Raw genomic sequence first — 18,902 nt, forward strand, 5'->3', positions numbered from 1 at the left:
ATGGCCCGGACGGCCCGGCTCGTCGGGCTCGACGTCGCGCGCTGCGTGGCGCTGCTGGGCATGGCCGCCACGCACGTCCTCGACGAGCGCGGCGCCGACGGCGGGCTGACCTTCGGGCAGTGGCTGGCCGGCGGACGGGCCTCCGCGCTGTTCGCGGTGCTGGCCGGGGTGACGCTGGCCCTGACCACCGGCGGCCGGACGCCGGTCGCCGGCCGCGAGCGGGCCGCGCGGACGGCGGGGATCGTCGTACGGGCGCTGCTGGTGGCGGTGCTGGGGATGGGGCTCGCCCTGGTCGACTCGGGGCTGGCGGTGATCCTGACCTACTACGGCGTGCTGTTCTGCGTCGGCGCGCTGTTCGTGGGGCTGCGGACCCGGACGCTGCTGCTGCTCGCCGCGGCCTGGGTCGTGGTGGTGCCGGTCCTCTCGCGTGCGGTGCGCCCGCACCTGCCCGAGCGCGGCTACGACAGCCCGGCCTTCGAGCAGCTCGCGCACCCTGGGCACCTGGTGTCGGAGCTGCTGCTGACCGGCTACTACCCGGTGCTGCCGTGGCTGGCCTACCTCCTCGTCGGGATGGCGCTGGGGCGCGCCGACCTCGGCTCGGCCCGGGTGGCCGCGTGGGCCGCCGGCAGCGGCCTGGTGCTGGCCGTCGTCGCCACCCAGGCCTCGCACCTGCTCACCGACCGCTGGCCGGCGACCGACGGGCTGCCCGAGCTGGTCGAGACGGGCATGTTCGGCAACGTGCCCGCCGACGGACCCTGGTCCTGGCTCCTCGTGGTCGCCCCGCACAGCTCGACGCCGTTCGACCTGGCGCAGACCATCGGGTCCTCGCTGTTCGTGATCGGCGTGGCGCTGCTCGTCGTGGAGCGGCTGCCGGCCCTGCCGCACGAGGCGGTGCGGGTGCTGTTCGGCGCCGGCACCATGACGCTCACCCTCTACAGCCTGCACGTGCTCATGCGCACCGAGCGGGTCTGGCCGAGCGAGGAGCCCTCGTCGTACGTCTGGCACGTGCTGGTGCTGCTCGGCATCGGTGCGGTGTACGCCGCCCTGCGTCGCCGCGGTCCGCTCGAGCGGGTGGTCACCCTCGCCTCGGCGGCCGCCGCCGGTCGCCTCCGCCGCTGACCCGTCACTGAATGTCCGGTTCCTACGGCGTGTCGGGCGCGGATCGACGGGTCAGCGCCGGCGCCACTCGATCGCGGGACAGGTGTCCATGACCATCGGTACGCCGGCCGCGGTCGTCCGGTCGAACGCCTCCTCGTCGATGACGCCGAGCTGCAGCCAGACCCCCTTGGCCCCGATCGCCACCGCCTGGTCGGCGAACTCGCCGGCCGCCTCGGAGCGGCGGAAGACGTCGACCACGTCGACCTGGAACGGGATCTCGGCCAGGCTCGCGTAGCCCTGTTCGCCCAGCACCGTCGGTGCGTCCGGGTGGACGGGGACGATCCGCTTGCCGCGGTCCTGGAGCAGCTGGGCGATGCCGTACGCCGTGCGGGTCGGGTCGCCGGAGAGGCCGACCACGGCCCAGGTCTCGCAGTCGTCGAGCATGAAGCGGACGGCCTCGGGGTCCTGCCAGTCGGTCATGGCTCCATCGAAGCACCGGGGGCAAGGACCCGTCGCAGCTGCGGCAGGACGGCGTCGAGGTCCCGGTCGGTCCGGAGTACGACGATGCCCGCGGTCGGGTCGCCCGACGCGGGTGCGAAGAGGCTGAGCACCTCGGTCATCGCGGCGTCGAAGTCGGCCTCGGGCGTCTCGGTCCGGCCGCGGAGCCACTGGCGCAGCACGTGGTTGTGACCGGTGACGACCGCGTCGGCGAGGAGCTCGGCCCGCAGGTCGGCCCGCGCGCCCTCGCCGTACCCCTCGTGGAACCAGGGGCGGACGAAGCCGAGGAAGACCCGCTGGTACTGCCGCTGACCGGCGATCTCACGCGCCCGCAGCGCGGGCACCCGGCGGGTCAGCCGGTAGCGGGTGCGCGCCAGGTCGCCCTCGGCGAGGTAGTGCAGGAGCACCAAGCGGGCCGCCTCGGCGACGGCGGCCGGCTCGGAGCCGGGGCGGGCGGCGTCGAGGCGGGCCTGCACGGAGGCGAGGAGACCGTCGTGGTCGGGGAAGACCACCTCCTCCTTGCTGCCGAAGGCGCGGAAGAACGTCGTCCGGCCGGTGCCGGCGCGCGCGGCGATGTCGTCGACCGTCGTCTCGTCGAAGCCGCGCTCGTCGAACAGCTCGAACGCGGCCTGCGAGAGCCGTTCGCGCACCGTCATGAGACCTCCTCCGTCGGGACCGATGGTACTGAGTGCCATGATTGCGGTATCAAGTGGCCGAGCTGAGGAGCAGATCATGGTGGAGCGCGTCGGGGTCGTGGGCTGCGGCCTGATGGGAGCGGGCATCGCGGAGGTGTCCGCCCGGGCGGGGCTCGACGTCGTCGTGGTCGAGTCCAGCGAGGCCGCGGCGAGCGCCGGACGCACCCGGCTGGAGAAGTCCCTGGCCCGCGCCGAGGCCAAGGGCAAGATCGCGAACGGCGAGAGCGCGGCCGACGTCCTGGCCCGGATCCGGGTCGCCACCTCGCTCGGCGAGCTGGTGGACCGCGACCTGGTGGTCGAGGCGATCGTGGAGGACGAGGCCGCCAAGGTCGAGCTCTTCAAGAAGCTGGACCGGATCGTCGCCGCGCCGGACGCCATCCTGGCCTCCAACACCTCCTCCATCCCGATCATGAAGCTGGGCGTGGTCACCACCCGCCCGCAGCAGGTCATGGGCATCCACTTCTTCAACCCGGTGCCGGTGCTGCAGCTGGTCGAGCTGGTCCCCAGCCTGCTGACCGGCTCCGACACCACCGAGCGCGCCCGCTCCTTCGTCGAGGGCACCCTCGGCAAGCAGGCGATCGACTGCCAGGACCGTGCGGGCTTCGTGGTCAACGCGCTGCTGGTGCCGTTCATCCTCTCGGCGATCCGGATGTACGAGTCCGGCTTCGCCTCCGCCGAGGACATCGACCGCGGCCTGGTGCTCGGTGCCGCGCACCCCCAGGGCCCGCTCGCGCTCGCCGACCTGATCGGTCTCGACACCACCAAGGCCGTCGCCGAGTCGCTCTACGAGGAGTTCAAGGAGCCGCTGTACGCCGCCCCGCCGCTCCTCAACCGGATGGTCGACGCCGGCCTGCTGGGCCGCAAGACCGGCCGCGGCTTCTACACCTACTGATCGAGGACCCACCCAGATGAGCAACGACTTCCCCCTCTACGGCCTCTCCGAGGAGCACCAGGCGATCCGCGAGGCCGTGCGCGCCGTGGCCGAGGCCAAGATCGCGCCGTACGCCGCCGACGTCGACGAGCAGGCCCGCTTCCCGCACGAGGCCGCCGACGCGCTGCGCGCCGTCGACTTCCACGCCCCCCACGTCCCCGAGGAGTACGGCGGCGCCGGGGCCGACGCGCTCGCGACCTGCCTGGTGATCGAGGAGGTGGCCCGCGTCGACGTGTCCGCCTCGCTGATCCCGGCGGTCAACAAGCTCGGCTCGCTGCCGGTGATGATCGGCGGGTCCCCGGAGCTGAAGCAGAAGTACCTCACCAAGCTCGCCGCCGGCGAGGGGCTCTTCTCGTACTGCCTCTCCGAGCCCGACGCCGGCTCGGACGCCGCGTCCATGAAGACGCGAGCCGTCCGCGACGGCGACGACTGGGTCCTCAACGGCACCAAGCGCTGGATCACCAACGCCGGCGTCTCGGACTACTACACCGTCCTGGCCGTCACGGACCCGGACGCCCGGACCAAGGGCATCAGCGCGTTCGTCGTCGAGAAGTCCGACGAGGGCGTCTCGTTCGGCGCCCCGGAGAAGAAGCTCGGCATCAAGGGCTCCCCGACCCGCGAGGTCTACCTCGACAACGTCCGGATCCCCGGCGACCGGATCATCGGCGAGGAGGGCAAGGGCTTCGCCTACGCCATGCAGACCCTCGACCACACCCGCGTCACCATCGCCGCCCAGGCGGTCGGCGTCGCCCAGGGCGCGCTCGACTACGCCCTCGACTACGCGAAGGAGCGCCAGCAGTTCGGGAAGCCGATCAGCGACTTCCAGGGCCTGCAGTTCCTGCTCGCCGACATGGGCATGAAGGTCGAGGCGGCCCGCCAGATGACGTACGCCGCCGCCGGCCGCTCCGAGCGTGGCGACCAGGACCTGACCTTCTTCGGTGCCGCCGCCAAGTGCTTCGCCTCCGACGTCGCCATGGAGGTCGCCACCAACGCGGTCCAGGTGCTCGGCGGCTACGGCTTCACCCGCGACTACCCGGTCGAGCGGATGATGCGCGACGCCAAGATCACCCAGATCTACGAGGGCACCAACCAGGTGCAGCGGATCGTGATGGCCCGGCAGCTGCTGGCGGGGGTCCAGAGCGAGCTCTGAGGTCGCGGCGCCTCGTACACCGACGGACACAAGTCGCCCGGCGGTCCCGGCGCTGAGCGTGGGGCGATGCGATCGGGCGGACTTGTGTCCGTCCGGGTACGACGCCGCCCGGGTCGACGCGCCGGGTCGGTTTGGGTGGGTCCTCTACGGTCGATGATCGTGTGCCGAGGCCGTCGGCCGGGCACACGCGCGCCGATCAGGTGCGCAGCCGCGCTCGCAGCGCGGGACCGATACCCGGACCGGTTCCGGGTTCCCCCACCACGAGGTTCTCACTCTTGCGATTCCGTACTGCCCCCGTTTCCCGCACCGTCGCCCTCGCCGCGGCTGCCGCCACCGCGGCGTCGCTGAGCGTCGGCCCGTCGTACGCCGCCGAACCGGCCGCCCCGCGTGCCGCCCAGCAGGTCCAGGTCAAGGACGGCCTGCAGGCCCGCCGGACGGTCGCGAGCACCGCCACCCGACCGGTCGGGGTGCTGCACGCCGCCGGGGTCAAGGTGACGCCGCACGACCGGGTGCGCCTGATCCGCGACGGCCGGGTCGTGCGCGGCAAGGCCAAGCTCCCCGTCCGCAGCGGCGACGTCGTCCGGGTCATCCGGGTCTCGCGCGAGGTCGGCACCCGCCGGGTGAGCATCGACAAGGGCCGCGTCGTCCGGACCAGCAGCGAGCTCAAGCCGGGCAAGCGCCGCGTCGTGTCCCGCGGACGGGACGGGATCGGCAAGGTCCGCGTGGTCCGCTGGTCCCGCAACGGCCGCCCGGTCGACACCGACGTGGTGGCGCGCCGGGTCCTGAAGGCGCCGGCCCCGCGCCGCGTCGTCGTCGGCGCCCGCTTCGGCACCGTGCCCGGCACCGGGCACCTGAACTGGCGTGCCCTCGCGGACTGCGAGTCCTCGGGCAACCCGCGGGCGGTGAGCCCCGCGGGTTACGCCGGCCTCTACCAGTTCGATCGCGGCACCTGGCACAGCGTCGGGGGGAGCGGCACGGCCGACCAGGCCTCCTCCGCCGAGCAGACCCACCGCGCCCAGCTGCTCTACCGCGACCGTGGCCGTTCGCCGTGGCCGAACTGCGGTCGCCTGCTCTGAGTGCAGGCCCCCTCACTCCGGCGCGACGACCCTTCGCATCACGCAGTTGCCGAGTCCCTTGGGGCGGTCGTAGGCGAAGCCGACCCGCTCGTACATCGTGCGGGTGCCGTTGTAGAGGAACGACGAGGACGTCTTCCTCCCGGCGGCCCTCTTCTCGGCCAGGTCGTGCGGGTAGCCCTCGACGAGCCCGCCCCCGGCGGCCGCGATCAGTTCGACGGCGCCGCGCAGCGCGGCCTCGGCCAGGCCCTGCTTGCGGCGCTGGCGGTCGACCTGGATGCAGGTGATCCGGTAGTCGGCGGGCGGGCCGACGTGGGTGGCGTCGTACTCCTTGAGGTGGTGCAGGCGCGGCAGCTCCTCCGGAGGGCCGTACGTCGCCCACGCGACCGCCAGCCCGTCCTGCACCACGAGGGCGGCGTGCGCCTCGCCGGCTCGGACGAGCCGCTCCTTGGCCTCGCGCCCGGTCAGGTCCGGGTCGAGCTCGCGCCCGGCGCAGTCGGGGTGGAACCAGGTGCACCAGCAGCGGCTGAACAGGCTGCCGCCCTGCCGCTCGTTCAGGTCGGCGAAGAGCGGCCAGGTGTCCGGGCCGAGGGCCACGATGCGGGTGCCGTCCACCCGGCTACGGTAAGCCCGTGCGAGCCTTCCGAGACGCGGTCGAGACCCGGGACTTCGGCGCCATCGAGGCGCTCCTCTCCGACGACGTGGTGTTCGTCAGCCCGGTGGCGTTCACGCCGTACGCCGGCAAGGCGATGACGCTGGCCATCCTGCGCACGGTCGTCGACGTGTTCGAGGGCTTCCGCTACGTCCGCGAGATCGGAGGCGAGGGTGTCGACCACGCCCTGGTCTTCGAGGCGACCGTCGACGGCAAGCAGCTCACCGGCTGCGACTTCCTGCGCCTCGACGACGACGGCCGGATCGCCGAGCTGATGGTCATGGTGCGGCCGCTGAGCGCCGCCGCGGCGCTGGGGGAGCAGATGGGGGCGCAGTTCGACCTGGTGCGGGAGCGCGCGGCGTCGTACGACGCGGGGTGAGCGCCCGAGGAATGACGACGGCCCCGCACCGAGGATGCGGGGCCGTGCGGGTGGACGGAGCTCAGCGGTGCGCGGGCTTCTTGCGGCCCATCAGGCCCTCGACGACGCCGACGAGCAGGACCGCGGCGACGATCGCGACGATCGCTCCCACGATGTTGAGCTCCCAGACGTCACCGGTGCCGAGCGCGGAGGCGACGACGCCGCCGATCAGCGAGCCGAGGACGCCGAGGAGCAGGGTGCCGAGCCAGCCGAGGGACTGCCGACCCGGCTTGATGAGGCGCGCGAGCGCGCCGACGACGAGACCGAAGACGAGAAAACCGATGATGCCCATGAGCGGTTCGGTACCCGCCCGGCCCGTCTCGACCTCGGCCGCGTCAGGAGACGGTCGTCACGCGATGGTGCCGGTGTCGATGACGAACCGGTAGCGGACGTCCGAGGCCAGCACCCGCTCGTAGGCCTCGTTGACCTGGTCGGCGGCGATCACCTCGACCTCGGCGCCGAGCCCGTGCTCGGCGCAGAAGTCGAGCATCTCCTGGGTCAGCGCGATGCCTCCGATCATCGAGCCGGCGAACGACCGGCGACCGCTGATCAGCGACATCGCGTGCACCGGCAGCGGCTCGGCCGGGGCGCCGACGTTGACCAGGGTGCCGTCGACCGCGAGGAGGCGGAGGTAGGCGTTCACGTCGATGCTCGCGCTGACCGTGTTGATGATGAGGTCGAAGCGACCGGCGAGCTGGTCGAAGGTGGCCGGGTCGGAGGTGGCGAAGTAGTCGTCCGCCCCCAGCCGCAGCCCGTCCTCCTGCTTCTTCAGCGACTGCGACAGCACGGTGACCTCGGCGCCGAGGGCGTGGGCGATCTTGACGGCCATGTGGCCCAGTCCGCCCAGGCCGACGACGGCCACCTTCGTGCCGGGCCCGGCCTTCCAGTGCCGCAGCGGGGCGTACGTCGTGATGCCCGCGCAGAGCAGCGGCGCGGCGGCGGCCGGGTCCAGGCCGTCCGGGACGGACAGGACGTAGTCGGCGTCGACCACGACGTGGGTCGAGTAGCCGCCCTGGGTGGTGGTGCCGTCGCGGTCGGTGGCGGCGTAGGTGCCGACCATGCCGTCGAGGCAGTACTGCTCGTCGCCGTTGGTGCAGTTCACGCACTTGCCGCAGGAGTTGACCATGCAGCCGACGCCGACCCGGTCGCCGACGGCGTGCCGGGTGACGGCGGAGCCGACCTCGGCGACGACGCCGACGATCTCGTGCCCGGGTACGACGGGGAACGGCTGCGGGCCCCAGTCGCCGTTGACGGTGTGGATGTCGGAGTGGCAGATGCCGGCGTACCGGATCTCGATGAGGACGTCGTTCGCGCCGACCTCGCGGCGCTCGATGGTGGTGGGGGCCAGGGGCTGGCCGGCGGCGGGGGCCGCGTAGGCGTGGACGCGCATCAGGGTTCCTTCGGGTGGTGGTGGCAGGCGGCAGCAGCAGCCCGCGGACCGCGAGGGTCCGCCGGCAGGTCGCCCGGGGATCAGGTGGTGGTCAGGGGGTCCGGGTGTCCCGGAGCTCGTCGGCGAGGGCGCGGGCCTCGGCGGAGATCAGCTCCGCGCGGGCGCCGTCGCCGGCCTCGACGGCGTGCCAGTAGTCGATCTTGATCGCGACGTACCGCTGGCGCAGCGCGACCTGCTGCGCCTCGTGGGCCAGTCGGCGCTGCTGCTCCTCCAGCAGCTCGACCTGCTCGGCCGCCGCGGCGGGACCGATGCTGCCGTTGGCGACGTACTGGCGCATGTCGCCGACCGACATGCCGGTGGCGGCCAGACAGGCGATCCACATCAGCTGGTCGAGGTCGGCCTCGTCGTACACGCGGTGCCGGCTGCTCGCGCCGCGGCTGATCGGCGCGATCACGCCGATCTGCTCGTAGTAGCGCAGCGTGCTGGCCGGCAGCCCGGTCAGGGCCGCGGCCTCCTTGATCGTGTAGCCGCGCTCGGTCGTCGATGAGGTCACGTCATCGACGCTAAGAACTTCGAGCGCTCGAAGTCAAAGGTCTCCTGGGTCACACGGTCAGCGGAGCCCGGCGACGATCTCGTCGAGCGCCGCGGCCAGGTCGACCTGCGGGGTCCAGCCCCAGGCGTGCGCACGGTCGGCGACGATCCGGCCGGTCCACGCGGGCCGGTCGTCCCAGTCCATCGTGACCCCCAGGGCACCGGCCACGGCCTCGTAGTAGTCGCGGGCCGTGGCCGGTCCGGCGGCCACGTTGACCGCGGTGCACGCGCCCTCGACCGGGCCGGTGCTGCCGTCGGGCGACGGCGCGACCCGGCCCGACGCGACGTCGGCCGCGAAGGCGGCCAGGTCGTCGACGTGCACCCACGCGAAGCTCTGCTCCGGTACGGCGCGCCGCTGGCCCGAGTCGTCGCGCAGGGCCTCCGGGCGCAGCGTGTTCCAGACCGAGCTCTCACCGGCGCCGAGGATCGCCGGCGGCCGGAGCAGCACCCGTGTCGGCCCGTCGACCGTGGCCAGGGCGGCGTCGGTGTCCCGCTTGGTCACCGGGTAGTCGCCGGCGTCGTCGCCGACCAGGGCGGCGTCCTCGTTGACGTCGCCGACGCCGGGGGAGCGGTCGTAGACGGCTCCGGTGGAGACGTGCACCAGGCGCGCGACCCCGGCGTCCGCGGCGGCCCGCGCGAAGGTCGTCGTGCCCTCGACACCGATCCGACGCTGGGTCGCCAGGTCGCTGCCCATCGGGTGCACCGTGGTGACGGCGGCGTCCGCGCCGGCGACGACCTCGGCCGCGAAGCCGGCGTCGGTGAACTCGCCGACCTGCTCCTCGACCCCGGGCAGCGCGGGCGCCGTCCCGGCCCGTCGTACGACGGCGCGGACGCGGGCACCGCGCGCGGCCAGCGCCGCGCAGACCCGCGCCCCGACCAGGCCGTTCGCTCCGGTGACGACGACGACCGGGGTCCTGCTCTCGTGGCTCATGCGGCCAGCCTGGCACGGTCGTGGTGGGCTCCCACGACTCGTCGAGCGGGCACAGGGACCTCACCGGGAGTGCACAGGAACGGCGACCAGCCTCCTCCCATGAAGACGCGAAGGTCCCTCACCGCACTGTCCGCCTGGGTGCTCGTCGGCGCCCTCACCCTCGCCGGCTGTGGCAGCGTGGAGGAGTCCACCGGGTCCTCCTCCGCCGCCGGCTCGTCGAGCTCCACGAGCGCGGCCACGACCATCTCCGACGCGGCCGCCTCGGCCGCGACCACCGCCGACGCGACCACCACCGCCGGGACGATCTCCGACACCGCGGCCGCCGCCGAGGCCTTCCTGGCCACGCTGTCCGACGAGCAGCGGGAAGCCGTGGTCTACGACTACGACGACGAGACCCGGACGACCTCGTGGTCGAACTTCCCCGTCACCTTCGTGCAGCGGGCGGGACTCAACCTGGCCGACCTGACCGAGGAGCAGCAGGCGGCGGCGCTGGAGGTCCTCGAGGCGCTGCTCAGCGACGAGGGCTACGCGACGGTGACGGCCATCATCGGCGGCGACGAGTACCTCGCCGAGAACAGCAGCTCGACCGAGGACTCCCTGGGGCAGTACTACGTCGCCCTCTTCGGCGACCCCTCGACGACGGACGCCTGGGAGGTGCAGTTCGGCGGCCACCACCTCGGCATCAACGCCACCATGGACGGGACGGCCGACACCCTCACCTTCGCCCCGACCCACCTGGGGGTCCAGCCGGCCGTCTACACGAACGAGGACGGCGAGGAGGTCCAGCCCTTCGACGGCATCTACACCGACGCCTTCGCGTTCTTCGACAGCCTGACCGCGGAGCAGCAGGCGACGCTGACCTCGGGCGAGGTCACCATGTGCGCGCCCGGTGACACCTGCGACTTCGCCACCGGCTCCGGGCTCACCGGCGCGGACCTGAGCGACGAGCAGCGACAGCTGCTGCTCGAGCTGGTCGCGAACTGGGCCGGCCTGGCCGACGAGCAGACCACCGACACCACGCTGGCCGGGATCGAGGCCACCCTCGACGACACGGTCATCGCCTGGTCCGGGGAGACCAGCTACGACATGTCCACCGGCGACGGGATCAGCTTCTCGATCTCCGGTCCGGACGTCTACGTCGCCTTCCAGGCCCAGCAGGGGTCCGCCGGCGCGGACGTCGAGGGGGTCACCACCTCGGGGTGGGGCCACGTCCACACGATCTACCGCGACCCGTCCAACGACTACGCCGGCAGCGTCACGCAGCAGGCGGCTGCGGGGATGGGCGGCGGCGCCGGGGGTCCCGGTGACGGGGGTGCGCCGCCCGCCGACGCCGGGCAGTAGCGGCGCCGCGCGGCGCCCGCCGTACGGTTCTGCCGTGGACCTGCCGGGCGTGGACGACGTGGAGCGGGCCGCGACCCGCCTGGAGGAGGTGTCGGAGCCGACCCCGCTGCAGCGCAGCGCGCGGCTGTCGGCGCTGACGGGCCTCGAGGTCTGGCTCAAGCGCGAGGACCTCAACGAGGTGCGCTCCTACAAGGGGCGCGGCGCGTACACGCTCATCGCCTCCCTCACCGAGGAGGAGCGGGCGCGCGGGGTGACCTGCGCGAGCGCCGGCAACCACGCACAGGGGGTGGCCTTCGCCTGCGCGCGCACCGGTGTCCGGGCGCGGATCTTCCTGCCCCGCACGACGCCGCGGCAGAAGCGGCAGCGGATCGCCGCGCTCGGCGGCGACTGGGTCGACGTGGTCATCGGGGGCGACACGTACGACGACGCCGCGCTCGCCAGCGCGACCTGGGCCGCCGAGTCCGGCGCCACCCCGGTCCCGGCGTTCGACGACCCCCGGACCATCGCCGGCCAGGGCACCATCGCGACCGAGGTGCTCGACCAGCTCGGCACCGCCCCGGACGCCGTGGTGGTGCCCGTCGGCGGCGGCGGGCTGCTCGCGGGGATGCTCGTCGTGCTGGCCGAGCGTGCGGCCGCGACGCGCGTGCTCGGGGCGGAGCCGGCGGGGGCCGCGTCGATGGCGGCCGCGGTCATGGCGGGCGGGCCGGTCGAGCTGGAGAGCGTCGACTCGTTCGTCGACGGCGCCGCCGTACGACGCATCGGCGACCACCCCTACGAGGCCGTCCGCCGGCACGGACCGGACCTCACGACCGTCCCCGAGGGAATGGTCTGCGTGGAGATGCTCGACCTCTACCAGTCCGACGGGATCATCGCCGAGCCCGCCGGCGCGCTGGCCACCGCCGCCCTGCGCCAGGGCCTCGACCTGCCGCCCGGCTCGACCGTGGTCTGCGTGCTCTCCGGCGGCAACAACGACGTCAGCCGGTACGCCGAGGTGTGGGAGCGGGCCCTCGTGCACGAGGGCCTCAAGCACTACTTCCTGGTCGAGTTCCCGCAGGAGCCCGGCGCCCTGCGGCGCTTCCTCGACGAGGTGCTCGGACCCGACGACGACATCGTGCTCTTCGAGTACGTCAAGCGTTCCAACCGCGAGACCGGGCCCGCCCTGGTCGGCGTCGAGCTGCAGGACCGCGCCGACTACCGTCCGCTGCTCGACCGGATGGAGGCCTCGCCGCTGCGGGTCGAGCCGGTCTCGCCCGACAGCCCCCTCTTCCGCTTCGTGCAGTAGCGGCGGACGGCCTCCCTCAGGTCGCGATGTCCGGGTAGGGCAGGCCGAGGTGGGCGAGCCGGGCGGCGTAGTCGAGCTGCATGCCCAGCGGCTCGTCGAAGTCGCGCTCGAACATGGCGATCCACAGCGTCAGGGTGAGGAACGGGTGGGCGCCCAGCCCGAACAGCGCGACGTGGTCGTGGGTGGCGAGGGCGGTGCGCTCCTCGTCGGTGAAGGCGAGCCACGTGGTCCGCTCCGCGGTGATGCAGTTGAGGATCCGGTTGGCCTCCTCCACCTCCCACCACGCGACGGTGCCGACCGGGTCCTCGCGGTAGCGCTCGGTGAGCTCGGTGTCGCGGTCGACGGTGTAGAGGAACTTGTTGACGAGGTACTTGCTCATCTCGGGGTCCCCTCGGGATCGTGGAGCGCTCGTGGAGCGATGGCGTGGGGTGAGCTCACAGCAGTGCCCCCTTCGAGGCCAGCGGCGGTCCGACGAGCAGGTCCGGCTCGGGATACCAGGTGAAGTAGGCCTCCATGGTGTGGAAGAGGTCGAGGTTGTCGGCGTAGTCGGCCTTCGTGTGGCCCGCGATGCCCATCATCAGCATGAAGTCCATGAAGCCGTGGGTGGCGTTGCCGGGCGCGTGCAGGCTGTCGAGGGTCACGCTGGACAGGCAGCCGTCGATGTCGCCGTCGGCGATCCACCGCACGGCCTGCGCGTCGAACTCCGGGTCGGGACCGTGCGGGCCGAACTGGCGCGGGCCCCCGAGCTCGAGCGAGAGGTGGCCGGTGCCGATCACGGCGACGCGCAGGTGGCTGGGCCAGGCGTCGATGATCTCGCGGATCGTCTTCCCGAGCTGCACGAAGCGCTCGGGCCGGGGGAGGGGCGGCGCGAAGATGTTGGTGTAGATCGGCACGATCGGCAGGTCGTTCTGGGGGCGGACCGTGAAGATCGGGCAGGTGATCGAGTGGTCGACCCGCAGCTCGTTGGAGAAGGCCAGGTCGAAGCCCTTGTCGATGCCCTCGCGCAGCATGTAGGCCGAGAGCTCCTCGTCGCCCTTGAAGAGGAGCTTCGGGAGGCCGAACTCCCGCATCTCGTTCTCCCAGTTGCCGTCGTAGAACGGCGCCTTCCCGATCAGGAACTGCGGCATGTTGTCGAGCCACAGCTGGTGGAAGTGGTCGGAGCCGACCATGACGAGCACGTCGGGCCGGGCCCGGGTGAGGGTCTCGCGGTAGGCCTCGACCTTGCGCACCCACTCGGCCGCGAACGGCGGCGCCTCCTCGGCCGGCAGCTGGCTGGTCCGGTAGAAGAACGGGTGGTGGGTCGTGGCGAGGATCGCCACCAGCTTCGCCATCAGGCAGCCCTCTCGATCGGCGTGGAGTACGTCGTACATCTGTCCGCATCCCGGCGAACCTGCCGGGAAGTCTGTCGTCTGAGCGTCCGCTGTGCGACCATCGCGCCATGGCCGGCCGTGGAACAGGACCCGACTTCGTCGAGGCGCTCGCCCGCGGGCTGGACGTGCTCACCTGCTTCGACGCCCACCGGCGCGAGCTGACGCTGGCCGAGATCGCGACCGCGACGGGCCTGGCCCGGCCCACGGCGCGCCGGCTGCTGCTGACGCTCGACGAGCTCGGCTACGTCCGCTCCGGCGACGGTCGCTTCGCGCTGACGCCGCGGGTGCTGCGCCTCGGGGCTGCGTACGCCGCCTCGCTCGGCCTCTGGGAGATGGCCCGCCCCCACCTGGAGACGCTGGTCGCCCGCACCGGCGAGTCGTCGTCGATGACCCAGCTCGACGGCTCGGACATCGTCTACGTCGCCCGGGTGGCCGTGCCGAAGATCATCGCGCTGCGCGTCGACATCGGCACCCGCTTCCCGGCCGTCCCCACGTCGCAGGGCAAGGTGCTGCTCGCGGCGCTCGACGACGACGCGCGCGGTGCGGTCCTCGCCGAGCCGACCCGGTCCGGCCTCCCGGCCCCGGAGTACGACGCCGCGGCGCTGGCCGACGAGCTCCGCACCGTCCGGGCCCGCGGCTGGGCGCTGGCCGACGAGGAGCTCGCCCGCGGCATCCGCTCGGTCGCCGTCCCGGTGCGCGACGGCGACGGCGTGGTCCGCGCCGCCATGAACGTCACCGTGCACGCGGCCGAGACCAGCGTCGAGACGCTGACCGGCGACTACCTCCCGATGCTGCTGCACGCGGCCAGCGAGGTCGCCGCCGACTGGTCGCTGTGGCAGGGCCGACCGCAGGTCGGCTGAACGACGGGCCACGGCTCAGCGGGTGTGGGTCGAGGCGTCGGCGTACTCCGTGTAGGTGTACGGGTTGTCGAGCACCTTGGACTCGGGGATGTCGGGGCTCATGCCGCCGGCCCAGTCGGCCTCGCCGAGCTGGTCCTGCAGGTAGGACACGGTCTCCTCGATCGCCCGACGGGCCTTCGTGAGGTCGGCACCGACGAGCCGGTGCTCGTGCTTGACGACCCGGCCGTCGACCAGGACGGTGTGGACGTCGCCGCGCTGCGCCTGCAGGACCACGTGACCGTAGGGGTTGAGGATCGGGAACATCACCGGCGACGCGTCGTTCTTGATGAGCACGACGTCGGCCTTCTTGCCCGGTTCGAGACTGCCGATCCTCGCGTCGAGGCCGAGCGCCCTGGCGCCGCCGCGGGTGGCCCACTCGACGACGTCGGCGGAGCGCACGGCGAGGTGCGTGACCGTCTCGTTGCCGGCGTGGGCCTCGTGGTGCTCGCGGGTGCGGTCGGCGTTGAGGGTGCCGCGCATGGCCGAGAAGATGTCGGCGCTCATCCACACGCTGGTGTCCATCGACAGCGAGATCGGGATGCCGTGGCGGCGCAGCGACCAGCTCGAGGGGTAGCCCTGCCCGCAGCTCGCCTCGCTCTCGGCGGCCACCGAGGCGGAGCCGCCGGTCGCCGCGATCCGCTGGTAGGAGTCGTCGCTCAGCGTCGCCGCGTGGACGTAGACCGTCTCGGGGGTCATGAAGCCGTGCTCGTGCATCAGTCGGATGCCGTCGTCGTTGGTCGCCCCCCAGACGCCGGCGTGCGTCGTCACCGGGACGCCGAGGTCGCGGGCCACCTCGAAGGCCGCCTTCTCGGGGAAGGCCGGGTCGCCGGTGACGTCGAAGGCCAGTTGGAAGCCGAGCCGGTCGGAGCGGGTCATGCGGCGCTGGACGAAGTCGCGGAACTCCGGCGTCGCCGTCCACTCCCACGGGCCGGCCTGGATGTTGCCGTAGGCGAACACGAAGCGGCCCGGCACCTCCTCGAGGGCGTCGACCGCGGCGTCGGCGTGGTCGACGGTGTGCAGGTTGTGCGACCAGTCGACGGTGGTGGTCACCCCGGCCTCGAGGGCCTCGAGGCCGCTGAGCAGGTTGCCGGCGTAGATGTCCTGGGGGCGGAACTTGCGCCCGTGCTCGAGGTAGTTCCAGACGAAGTACTGCGTGAGGGTCCAGTCCGCGCCGTACCCCCGCACGGCGGTCTGCCACATGTGGCGATGGGTGTCGACCATGCCCGGCATCACGATGCCGCCGGTCGCGTCGATCTCGGCGGTGCCCTCGGGGACCGCGAGGGCCGGCCCGACCGCCTCGATGCGGTCGCCCACGACCAGCACGTCGGCATCGGTGAGCACGGTGCGCCGCTCGTCCATGGTCAGCACGGTGCCTCCGCGGAAGACGTACGCGGGCGCTGCGGTCAGGTCGGGCATGGGCATCTCGGCGTACCTCCGGACGGCGTGACGGACATCTGTCCGTTTTCGTGCCAGCGTGCTGTAACGCCGGTCACGTGTCAAGGGTCCGATCAGACCGCTTGACACCTGGCGCGAGCGCCGGAGACAGTGGCGGACACATGTCCGCAAAAGGGTGGGAGATTGCTGTGAACGCCGACGAGGTGACCGCCGGACCGCTGTCGGGAGTGCTGGTCGCCGACTTCTCCCGGGTGCTCGCCGGCCCCTACGCCACGATGCTCCTGGCCGACCTGGGGGCCGAGGTCGTCAAGGTCGAGGGCCCCGCCGGCGACGACACCCGGCACTGGGTCCCGCCGCGGCGCGGCGACACCGGCACCTACTACCTGGCGATCAACCGCAACAAGCGCTCGATCGTGCTCGACCTCAAGGACCCCGACGACCTCGCCGTCGCCCACGAGCTGTCCGCCCGGGCCGACGTCTTCATCCACAACTTCAAGCCCGGCGGCATGGATCGCTTCGAGCTCGGCTACGACCACGTCGCGGCGCGCAACCGGCGGAGCGTCTACTGCTCGATCAGCGGGTTCGGATCGACCGGCGGCGCCCACCTGCCCGGCTACGACCTGCTGGTCCAGGCCATGTCGGGCCTGATGAGCCTCACCGGCGACCCGGAGGGGTCGCCGTACCGCGCGGGGATCTCGGTCTTCGACGTGATGACCGGCCTCCATTCCGTCATCGGCATCCTGGCCGCGCTGCGGCATCGCGACGAGACCGGCGCCGGCCAGCACGTCGAGACCAACCTGCTCTCCACCGCGATGTCCTCGCTGGTCAACCAGACCTCGGCGTACGTCGCCGGCGGCGTGGTCCCGCAGCGCATGGGCAACGCCCACCTGAGCCTCTTCCCCTACGAGCCGCTGGCCACCGGCGACGGCGATCTGGTCATCGCCGCGGGCAACGACGGGCAGTACCGCCGTCTGGTGCAGGCGATGGGCCTGCCCGAGCTGGCCGACGACCCGCGCTTCGCCACGGTGGGCGACCGCAACGACCGGCGCGAGGAGCTGCGACCGCTGCTGCTCGAGCGGCTCGCCACGCGCACGGCCCAGGAGTGGTTCGAGGAGCTGAGCGCCGCCGGGATCCCGTGCGGGCCGATCAACGACGTCCGCGGCGGCGTCGAGCTGGCCGAGTCGCTGGGGCTCGATCCCGTCGTGACGATCGGCGACGTGCCGACCGTGCGCAACCCCATCCGGCTCAGCGCCTCGCCCGCCCGCTACGACCTGCCCCCGCCCGCCCTCGACGAGCACGGCGCCGAGGTCCGCGCCTGGCTCGGCTTCCCCCAGGAGACCGCATGAGCACCCCGTCCTTCCCCACCTCGCTGGGCACCTCCGAGGGCACCACGATCACGCTCCTCGGCCAGGACCTCGCCACCGACCTGATGGGCAAGGTGTCGTTCGGCGAGCTCGCCTACTGGCTCATCACGCTGGAGCGTCCGACCCCGCAGCAGGCGCGGCTCTTCGAGGCGGTGCTGCTCGGCCTGGCCGACCACGGCTTCACGCCGACCGCGATCGCGGCCCGGCTGACCTACCTGAGCGCGCCCGACTCGATCCAGGGCGCCCTCGCGGCCGGCCTGCTCGGTGGCGGCTCGCGGTTCCTCGGCGTCACCGAGGACACCGGCCGGTTCCTCGCCGACGTGCTCGCCGGCCTCGACCGGACGCCCACCGACGACGCGGGCTGGGACGAGGTCGCCGAGGCCGCCGTACGCGCCCAGCGAGAGGCGGGGCGCTTCGTGCCGGGCCTCGGCCACCCGGTCCACAAGGACGGCGACCCGCGCACCCCGCGGTTGATCCAGATCGCCCACGAGGAGGATCTGTACGGCGCCCACCTCGCCCTCTTCGAGGCGATCGGCCGCACGCACGAGCGGGTCCTCGGCAAGCGGCTGCCGCTCAACGGAGCCGGCGTCAGCGGCGCCGCCCTCGCCGATCTCGGCATCCGCCAGGAGCTGCTGCGCGGCACGGTGCTGCTCGCCCGCTGCGCCGGGCTGCTCGGGCACATCGCCGAGGAGATCCGCCGTCCGGTGGCCAACGACGTCTACATGAGCGTCGACCGCAACGCGGTCTACGTCGACCCGTCGCAGGAGTCGTGATGCGAGCCGCCCACGTCCACACGTGCGGCGAGCCGCCCCGGCCGGTCGAGGCGGCCGAGCCCGTCGCGGGCGAGGGCCAGGCGCTGGTCGCGGTGACCGCCGTGCCGATCACGCCGCTGGACCTGCTGTGCGCCAGCGGGACGTCGTACTTCGGGGAGCCGGCGACGCCGTACGTCCCGGGCGTGCAGGGGGTCGGCGTCGTCCGGGCGTCCGCCCGGCTGGCCGCGGGCACCCGGGTCTGGTTCCCGACCTCCGCCGGGATGGAGCCCGGCGACGGCGGGATGGCCGAGCTGGCCGTCGTCGCCGACGACGACCTGGTGCCGGTGCGCGGCGCGGTGCCCGACGAGCAGCTCGCGGCCCTCGGGCTGTCGGCCATCGCCGCCTGGACCGCGCTGCTGCTCCGCGGCGGCCTGCAGGCGGGGGAGCGGGTGCTGGTGCTCGGCTCCAGCGGCGTCGTCGGCACCGTCGCGCTGCAGGCCGCCCGGCTGCAGGGGGCCTCCGCGGTCTACGGCGCCGCCGTGGAGCCGGCCGCGCGGGCGCGCGCCCTCGAGCTCGGCGCCGACGGCTTCGTCCAGCTGGAGCGGGACGACGACGTGGAGGGGCTCGCGGCTCGCCTGCGGGAGGTCGTCGGCGAGGTCGACGTCGTGCTCGACCCGCTCTGCGGCGTCCCCGCCTCGGCGGCCGCGCTCTGTCTCGCGCCCCGCGGCCGGCTCGTGAACCTCGGCTCCAGTGCCGGCGCGACCGCGGCGTTCTCCTCGGCCCACCTGCGCAGCGGGTCGCGCGAGGTCCGCGGCTACACCAACAACGACCTGACCGCCGAGCAGCGCCGCGCGGCCCTGGCCGCCCTCGAGGAGCACGCGGAGGCGGGGCGGATCGTCGTCCCGCACGAGGTCTTCGCGCTCGCCGACGTCGCCGAGGCCTGGACCCGGCAGGCGCAGGGCGAGGTCCGGGGGCGGGCCGTCGTCCGTCTGGGCTGAACGCGGCGTAACGATCCCGCGGGGTCGCGACAGGTAGGGGGCGGACCGGTACGGTCGAGCGACCCAGAAGGCAG

The 18,902-nt window shown here is 73.1% G+C and carries 21 protein-coding genes; 11 read left to right on the top strand and 10 right to left on the bottom strand.

The genetic code is table 11. The features are described 5' to 3' along the window. A complete protein-coding gene (locus V7S47_RS02905; protein WP_336560169.1) occupies nucleotides 1–1,119 on the top strand; it encodes a heparan-alpha-glucosaminide N-acetyltransferase domain-containing protein in 1,119 nt (372 codons plus the stop codon). A 51-nt stretch (nucleotides 1,120–1,170) separates the two neighbouring features. On the opposite strand, the gene V7S47_RS02910 is transcribed toward V7S47_RS02905, so the two are convergent. Both V7S47_RS02910 and V7S47_RS02915 read right to left on the bottom strand, forming a co-directional pair. After that, nucleotides 1,171–1,578 (bottom strand): CoA-binding protein, encoded by a 408-nt coding sequence (locus tag V7S47_RS02910; protein ID WP_336560170.1) that lies wholly within the window; start codon nucleotides 1,576–1,578, stop codon nucleotides 1,171–1,173. Beyond that, a complete protein-coding gene (locus tag V7S47_RS02915; protein ID WP_336560171.1) occupies nucleotides 1,575–2,252 on the bottom strand; it encodes a TetR family transcriptional regulator in 678 nt (225 codons plus the stop codon). The genes V7S47_RS02910 and V7S47_RS02915 overlap by 4 nt, the downstream gene beginning before the upstream one ends. Nucleotides 2,253–2,331: 79 nt before the next feature. On the opposite strand from V7S47_RS02915, the gene V7S47_RS02920 reads away from it, so the two are divergent. The 3 genes from V7S47_RS02920 to V7S47_RS02930 all read left to right on the top strand — a co-directional run bounded on the left by V7S47_RS02920 (nucleotide 2,332) and on the right by V7S47_RS02930 (nucleotide 5,448). Beyond that, entirely contained in the window at nucleotides 2,332–3,183 is an 852-nt protein-coding gene (locus V7S47_RS02920) for a 3-hydroxybutyryl-CoA dehydrogenase (protein WP_442945328.1), read from the top strand. A 16-nt stretch (nucleotides 3,184–3,199) separates the two neighbouring features. Continuing rightward, nucleotides 3,200–4,372 (top strand): acyl-CoA dehydrogenase family protein, encoded by a 1,173-nt coding sequence (locus tag V7S47_RS02925; protein ID WP_336560173.1) that lies wholly within the window; start codon nucleotides 3,200–3,202, stop codon nucleotides 4,370–4,372. 275 nt (nucleotides 4,373–4,647) lie between these two features. After that, nucleotides 4,648–5,448 carry a resuscitation-promoting factor gene (locus V7S47_RS02930; RefSeq protein ID WP_336560174.1) on the top strand — a complete coding sequence of 267 codons (801 nt, stop codon included), beginning with the start codon at nucleotides 4,648–4,650 and terminating at the stop codon, nucleotides 5,446–5,448. Between the two features lie 12 nt (nucleotides 5,449–5,460). On the opposite strand, the gene V7S47_RS02935 is transcribed toward V7S47_RS02930, so the two are convergent. Continuing rightward, on the bottom strand, nucleotides 5,461–6,060 hold the full coding sequence (locus tag V7S47_RS02935; RefSeq protein ID WP_336560175.1) for a GNAT family N-acetyltransferase: 600 nt from the start codon (nucleotides 6,058–6,060) through the stop codon (nucleotides 5,461–5,463). Between the two features lie 17 nt (nucleotides 6,061–6,077). Between V7S47_RS02935 and V7S47_RS02940 the strand changes: the two genes are divergently transcribed. Continuing rightward, complete coding sequence (locus V7S47_RS02940; protein ID WP_336560176.1) at nucleotides 6,078–6,476, top strand: nuclear transport factor 2 family protein; 399 nt, start codon at nucleotides 6,078–6,080, stop codon at nucleotides 6,474–6,476. Nucleotides 6,477–6,537: 61 nt separating this feature from the next. Here the strand turns inward: V7S47_RS02940 and V7S47_RS02945 are convergent, their stop codons facing one another. The 4 genes from V7S47_RS02945 to V7S47_RS02960 all read right to left on the bottom strand — a co-directional run bounded on the left by V7S47_RS02945 (nucleotide 6,538) and on the right by V7S47_RS02960 (nucleotide 9,427). Then, the gene (locus V7S47_RS02945) at nucleotides 6,538–6,807 is read right to left on the bottom strand and encodes a GlsB/YeaQ/YmgE family stress response membrane protein (protein ID WP_336560177.1); all 270 of its coding nucleotides are present in this window, start codon (nucleotides 6,805–6,807) and stop codon (nucleotides 6,538–6,540) included. A 57-nt stretch (nucleotides 6,808–6,864) separates the two neighbouring features. Further along, a complete protein-coding gene (locus tag V7S47_RS02950; RefSeq protein WP_336560178.1) occupies nucleotides 6,865–7,905 on the bottom strand; it encodes an NAD(P)-dependent alcohol dehydrogenase in 1,041 nt (346 codons plus the stop codon). Between the two features lie 91 nt (nucleotides 7,906–7,996). After that, nucleotides 7,997–8,458, bottom strand: coding sequence for a MerR family transcriptional regulator (locus V7S47_RS02955; RefSeq protein WP_336560179.1), 462 nt, complete (start codon nucleotides 8,456–8,458; stop codon nucleotides 7,997–7,999). Between the two features lie 57 nt (nucleotides 8,459–8,515). Then, nucleotides 8,516–9,427, bottom strand: coding sequence for an NAD-dependent epimerase/dehydratase family protein (locus V7S47_RS02960; protein ID WP_336560180.1), 912 nt, complete (start codon nucleotides 9,425–9,427; stop codon nucleotides 8,516–8,518). Nucleotides 9,428–9,526: 99 nt separating this feature from the next. Here V7S47_RS02960 and V7S47_RS02965 point away from each other — a divergent pair, with 99 nt between their 5' ends. Next, nucleotides 9,527–10,768 carry a DUF3500 domain-containing protein gene (locus V7S47_RS02965; protein WP_336560181.1) on the top strand — a complete coding sequence of 414 codons (1,242 nt, stop codon included), beginning with the start codon at nucleotides 9,527–9,529 and terminating at the stop codon, nucleotides 10,766–10,768. 34 nt (nucleotides 10,769–10,802) lie between these two features. Continuing rightward, the gene (gene ilvA / locus V7S47_RS02970) at nucleotides 10,803–12,050 is read left to right on the top strand and encodes a threonine ammonia-lyase IlvA (RefSeq protein ID WP_336560182.1); all 1,248 of its coding nucleotides are present in this window, start codon (nucleotides 10,803–10,805) and stop codon (nucleotides 12,048–12,050) included. A 16-nt stretch (nucleotides 12,051–12,066) separates the two neighbouring features. On the opposite strand, the gene V7S47_RS02975 is transcribed toward ilvA, so the two are convergent. Continuing rightward, the gene (locus V7S47_RS02975) at nucleotides 12,067–12,429 is read right to left on the bottom strand and encodes a hypothetical protein (RefSeq protein WP_336560183.1); all 363 of its coding nucleotides are present in this window, start codon (nucleotides 12,427–12,429) and stop codon (nucleotides 12,067–12,069) included. A 55-nt stretch (nucleotides 12,430–12,484) separates the two neighbouring features. Continuing rightward, nucleotides 12,485–13,420: a hypothetical protein gene (locus V7S47_RS02980; protein WP_336560184.1), complete on the bottom strand. Its 936-nt coding sequence runs from the start codon at nucleotides 13,418–13,420 to the stop codon at nucleotides 12,485–12,487. Between the two features lie 68 nt (nucleotides 13,421–13,488). On the opposite strand from V7S47_RS02980, the gene V7S47_RS02985 reads away from it, so the two are divergent. Further along, entirely contained in the window at nucleotides 13,489–14,280 is a 792-nt protein-coding gene (locus V7S47_RS02985; protein WP_336560185.1) for an IclR family transcriptional regulator domain-containing protein, read from the top strand. Between the two features lie 15 nt (nucleotides 14,281–14,295). Here the strand turns inward: V7S47_RS02985 and V7S47_RS02990 are convergent, their stop codons facing one another. Further along, a complete protein-coding gene (locus V7S47_RS02990) occupies nucleotides 14,296–15,741 on the bottom strand; it encodes an amidohydrolase family protein (protein WP_336560186.1) in 1,446 nt (481 codons plus the stop codon). Between the two features lie 161 nt (nucleotides 15,742–15,902). On the opposite strand from V7S47_RS02990, the gene V7S47_RS02995 reads away from it, so the two are divergent. From V7S47_RS02995 to V7S47_RS03005, 3 genes are read left to right on the top strand one after another with little or no spacing between them, the layout of a single operon-like run. After that, a complete protein-coding gene (locus V7S47_RS02995; protein WP_336560187.1) occupies nucleotides 15,903–17,060 on the top strand; it encodes a CaiB/BaiF CoA transferase family protein in 1,158 nt (385 codons plus the stop codon). Then, a complete protein-coding gene (locus V7S47_RS03000) occupies nucleotides 17,057–17,851 on the top strand; it encodes a citryl-CoA lyase (protein ID WP_336560188.1) in 795 nt (264 codons plus the stop codon). Before V7S47_RS02995 ends, V7S47_RS03000 begins: the two co-directional genes overlap by 4 nt. Then, a complete protein-coding gene (locus V7S47_RS03005) occupies nucleotides 17,851–18,828 on the top strand; it encodes a quinone oxidoreductase family protein (RefSeq protein WP_336560189.1) in 978 nt (325 codons plus the stop codon). Before V7S47_RS03000 ends, V7S47_RS03005 begins: the two co-directional genes overlap by 1 nt. Nucleotides 18,829–18,902: the final 74 nt, after the last annotated feature.

It is taken from the genome of Nocardioides sp. CCNWLW216, from assembly GCF_037120545.1.
Taxonomy (GTDB): Bacteria; Actinomycetota; Actinomycetes; order Propionibacteriales; family Nocardioidaceae; genus Nocardioides; species Nocardioides lianchengensis.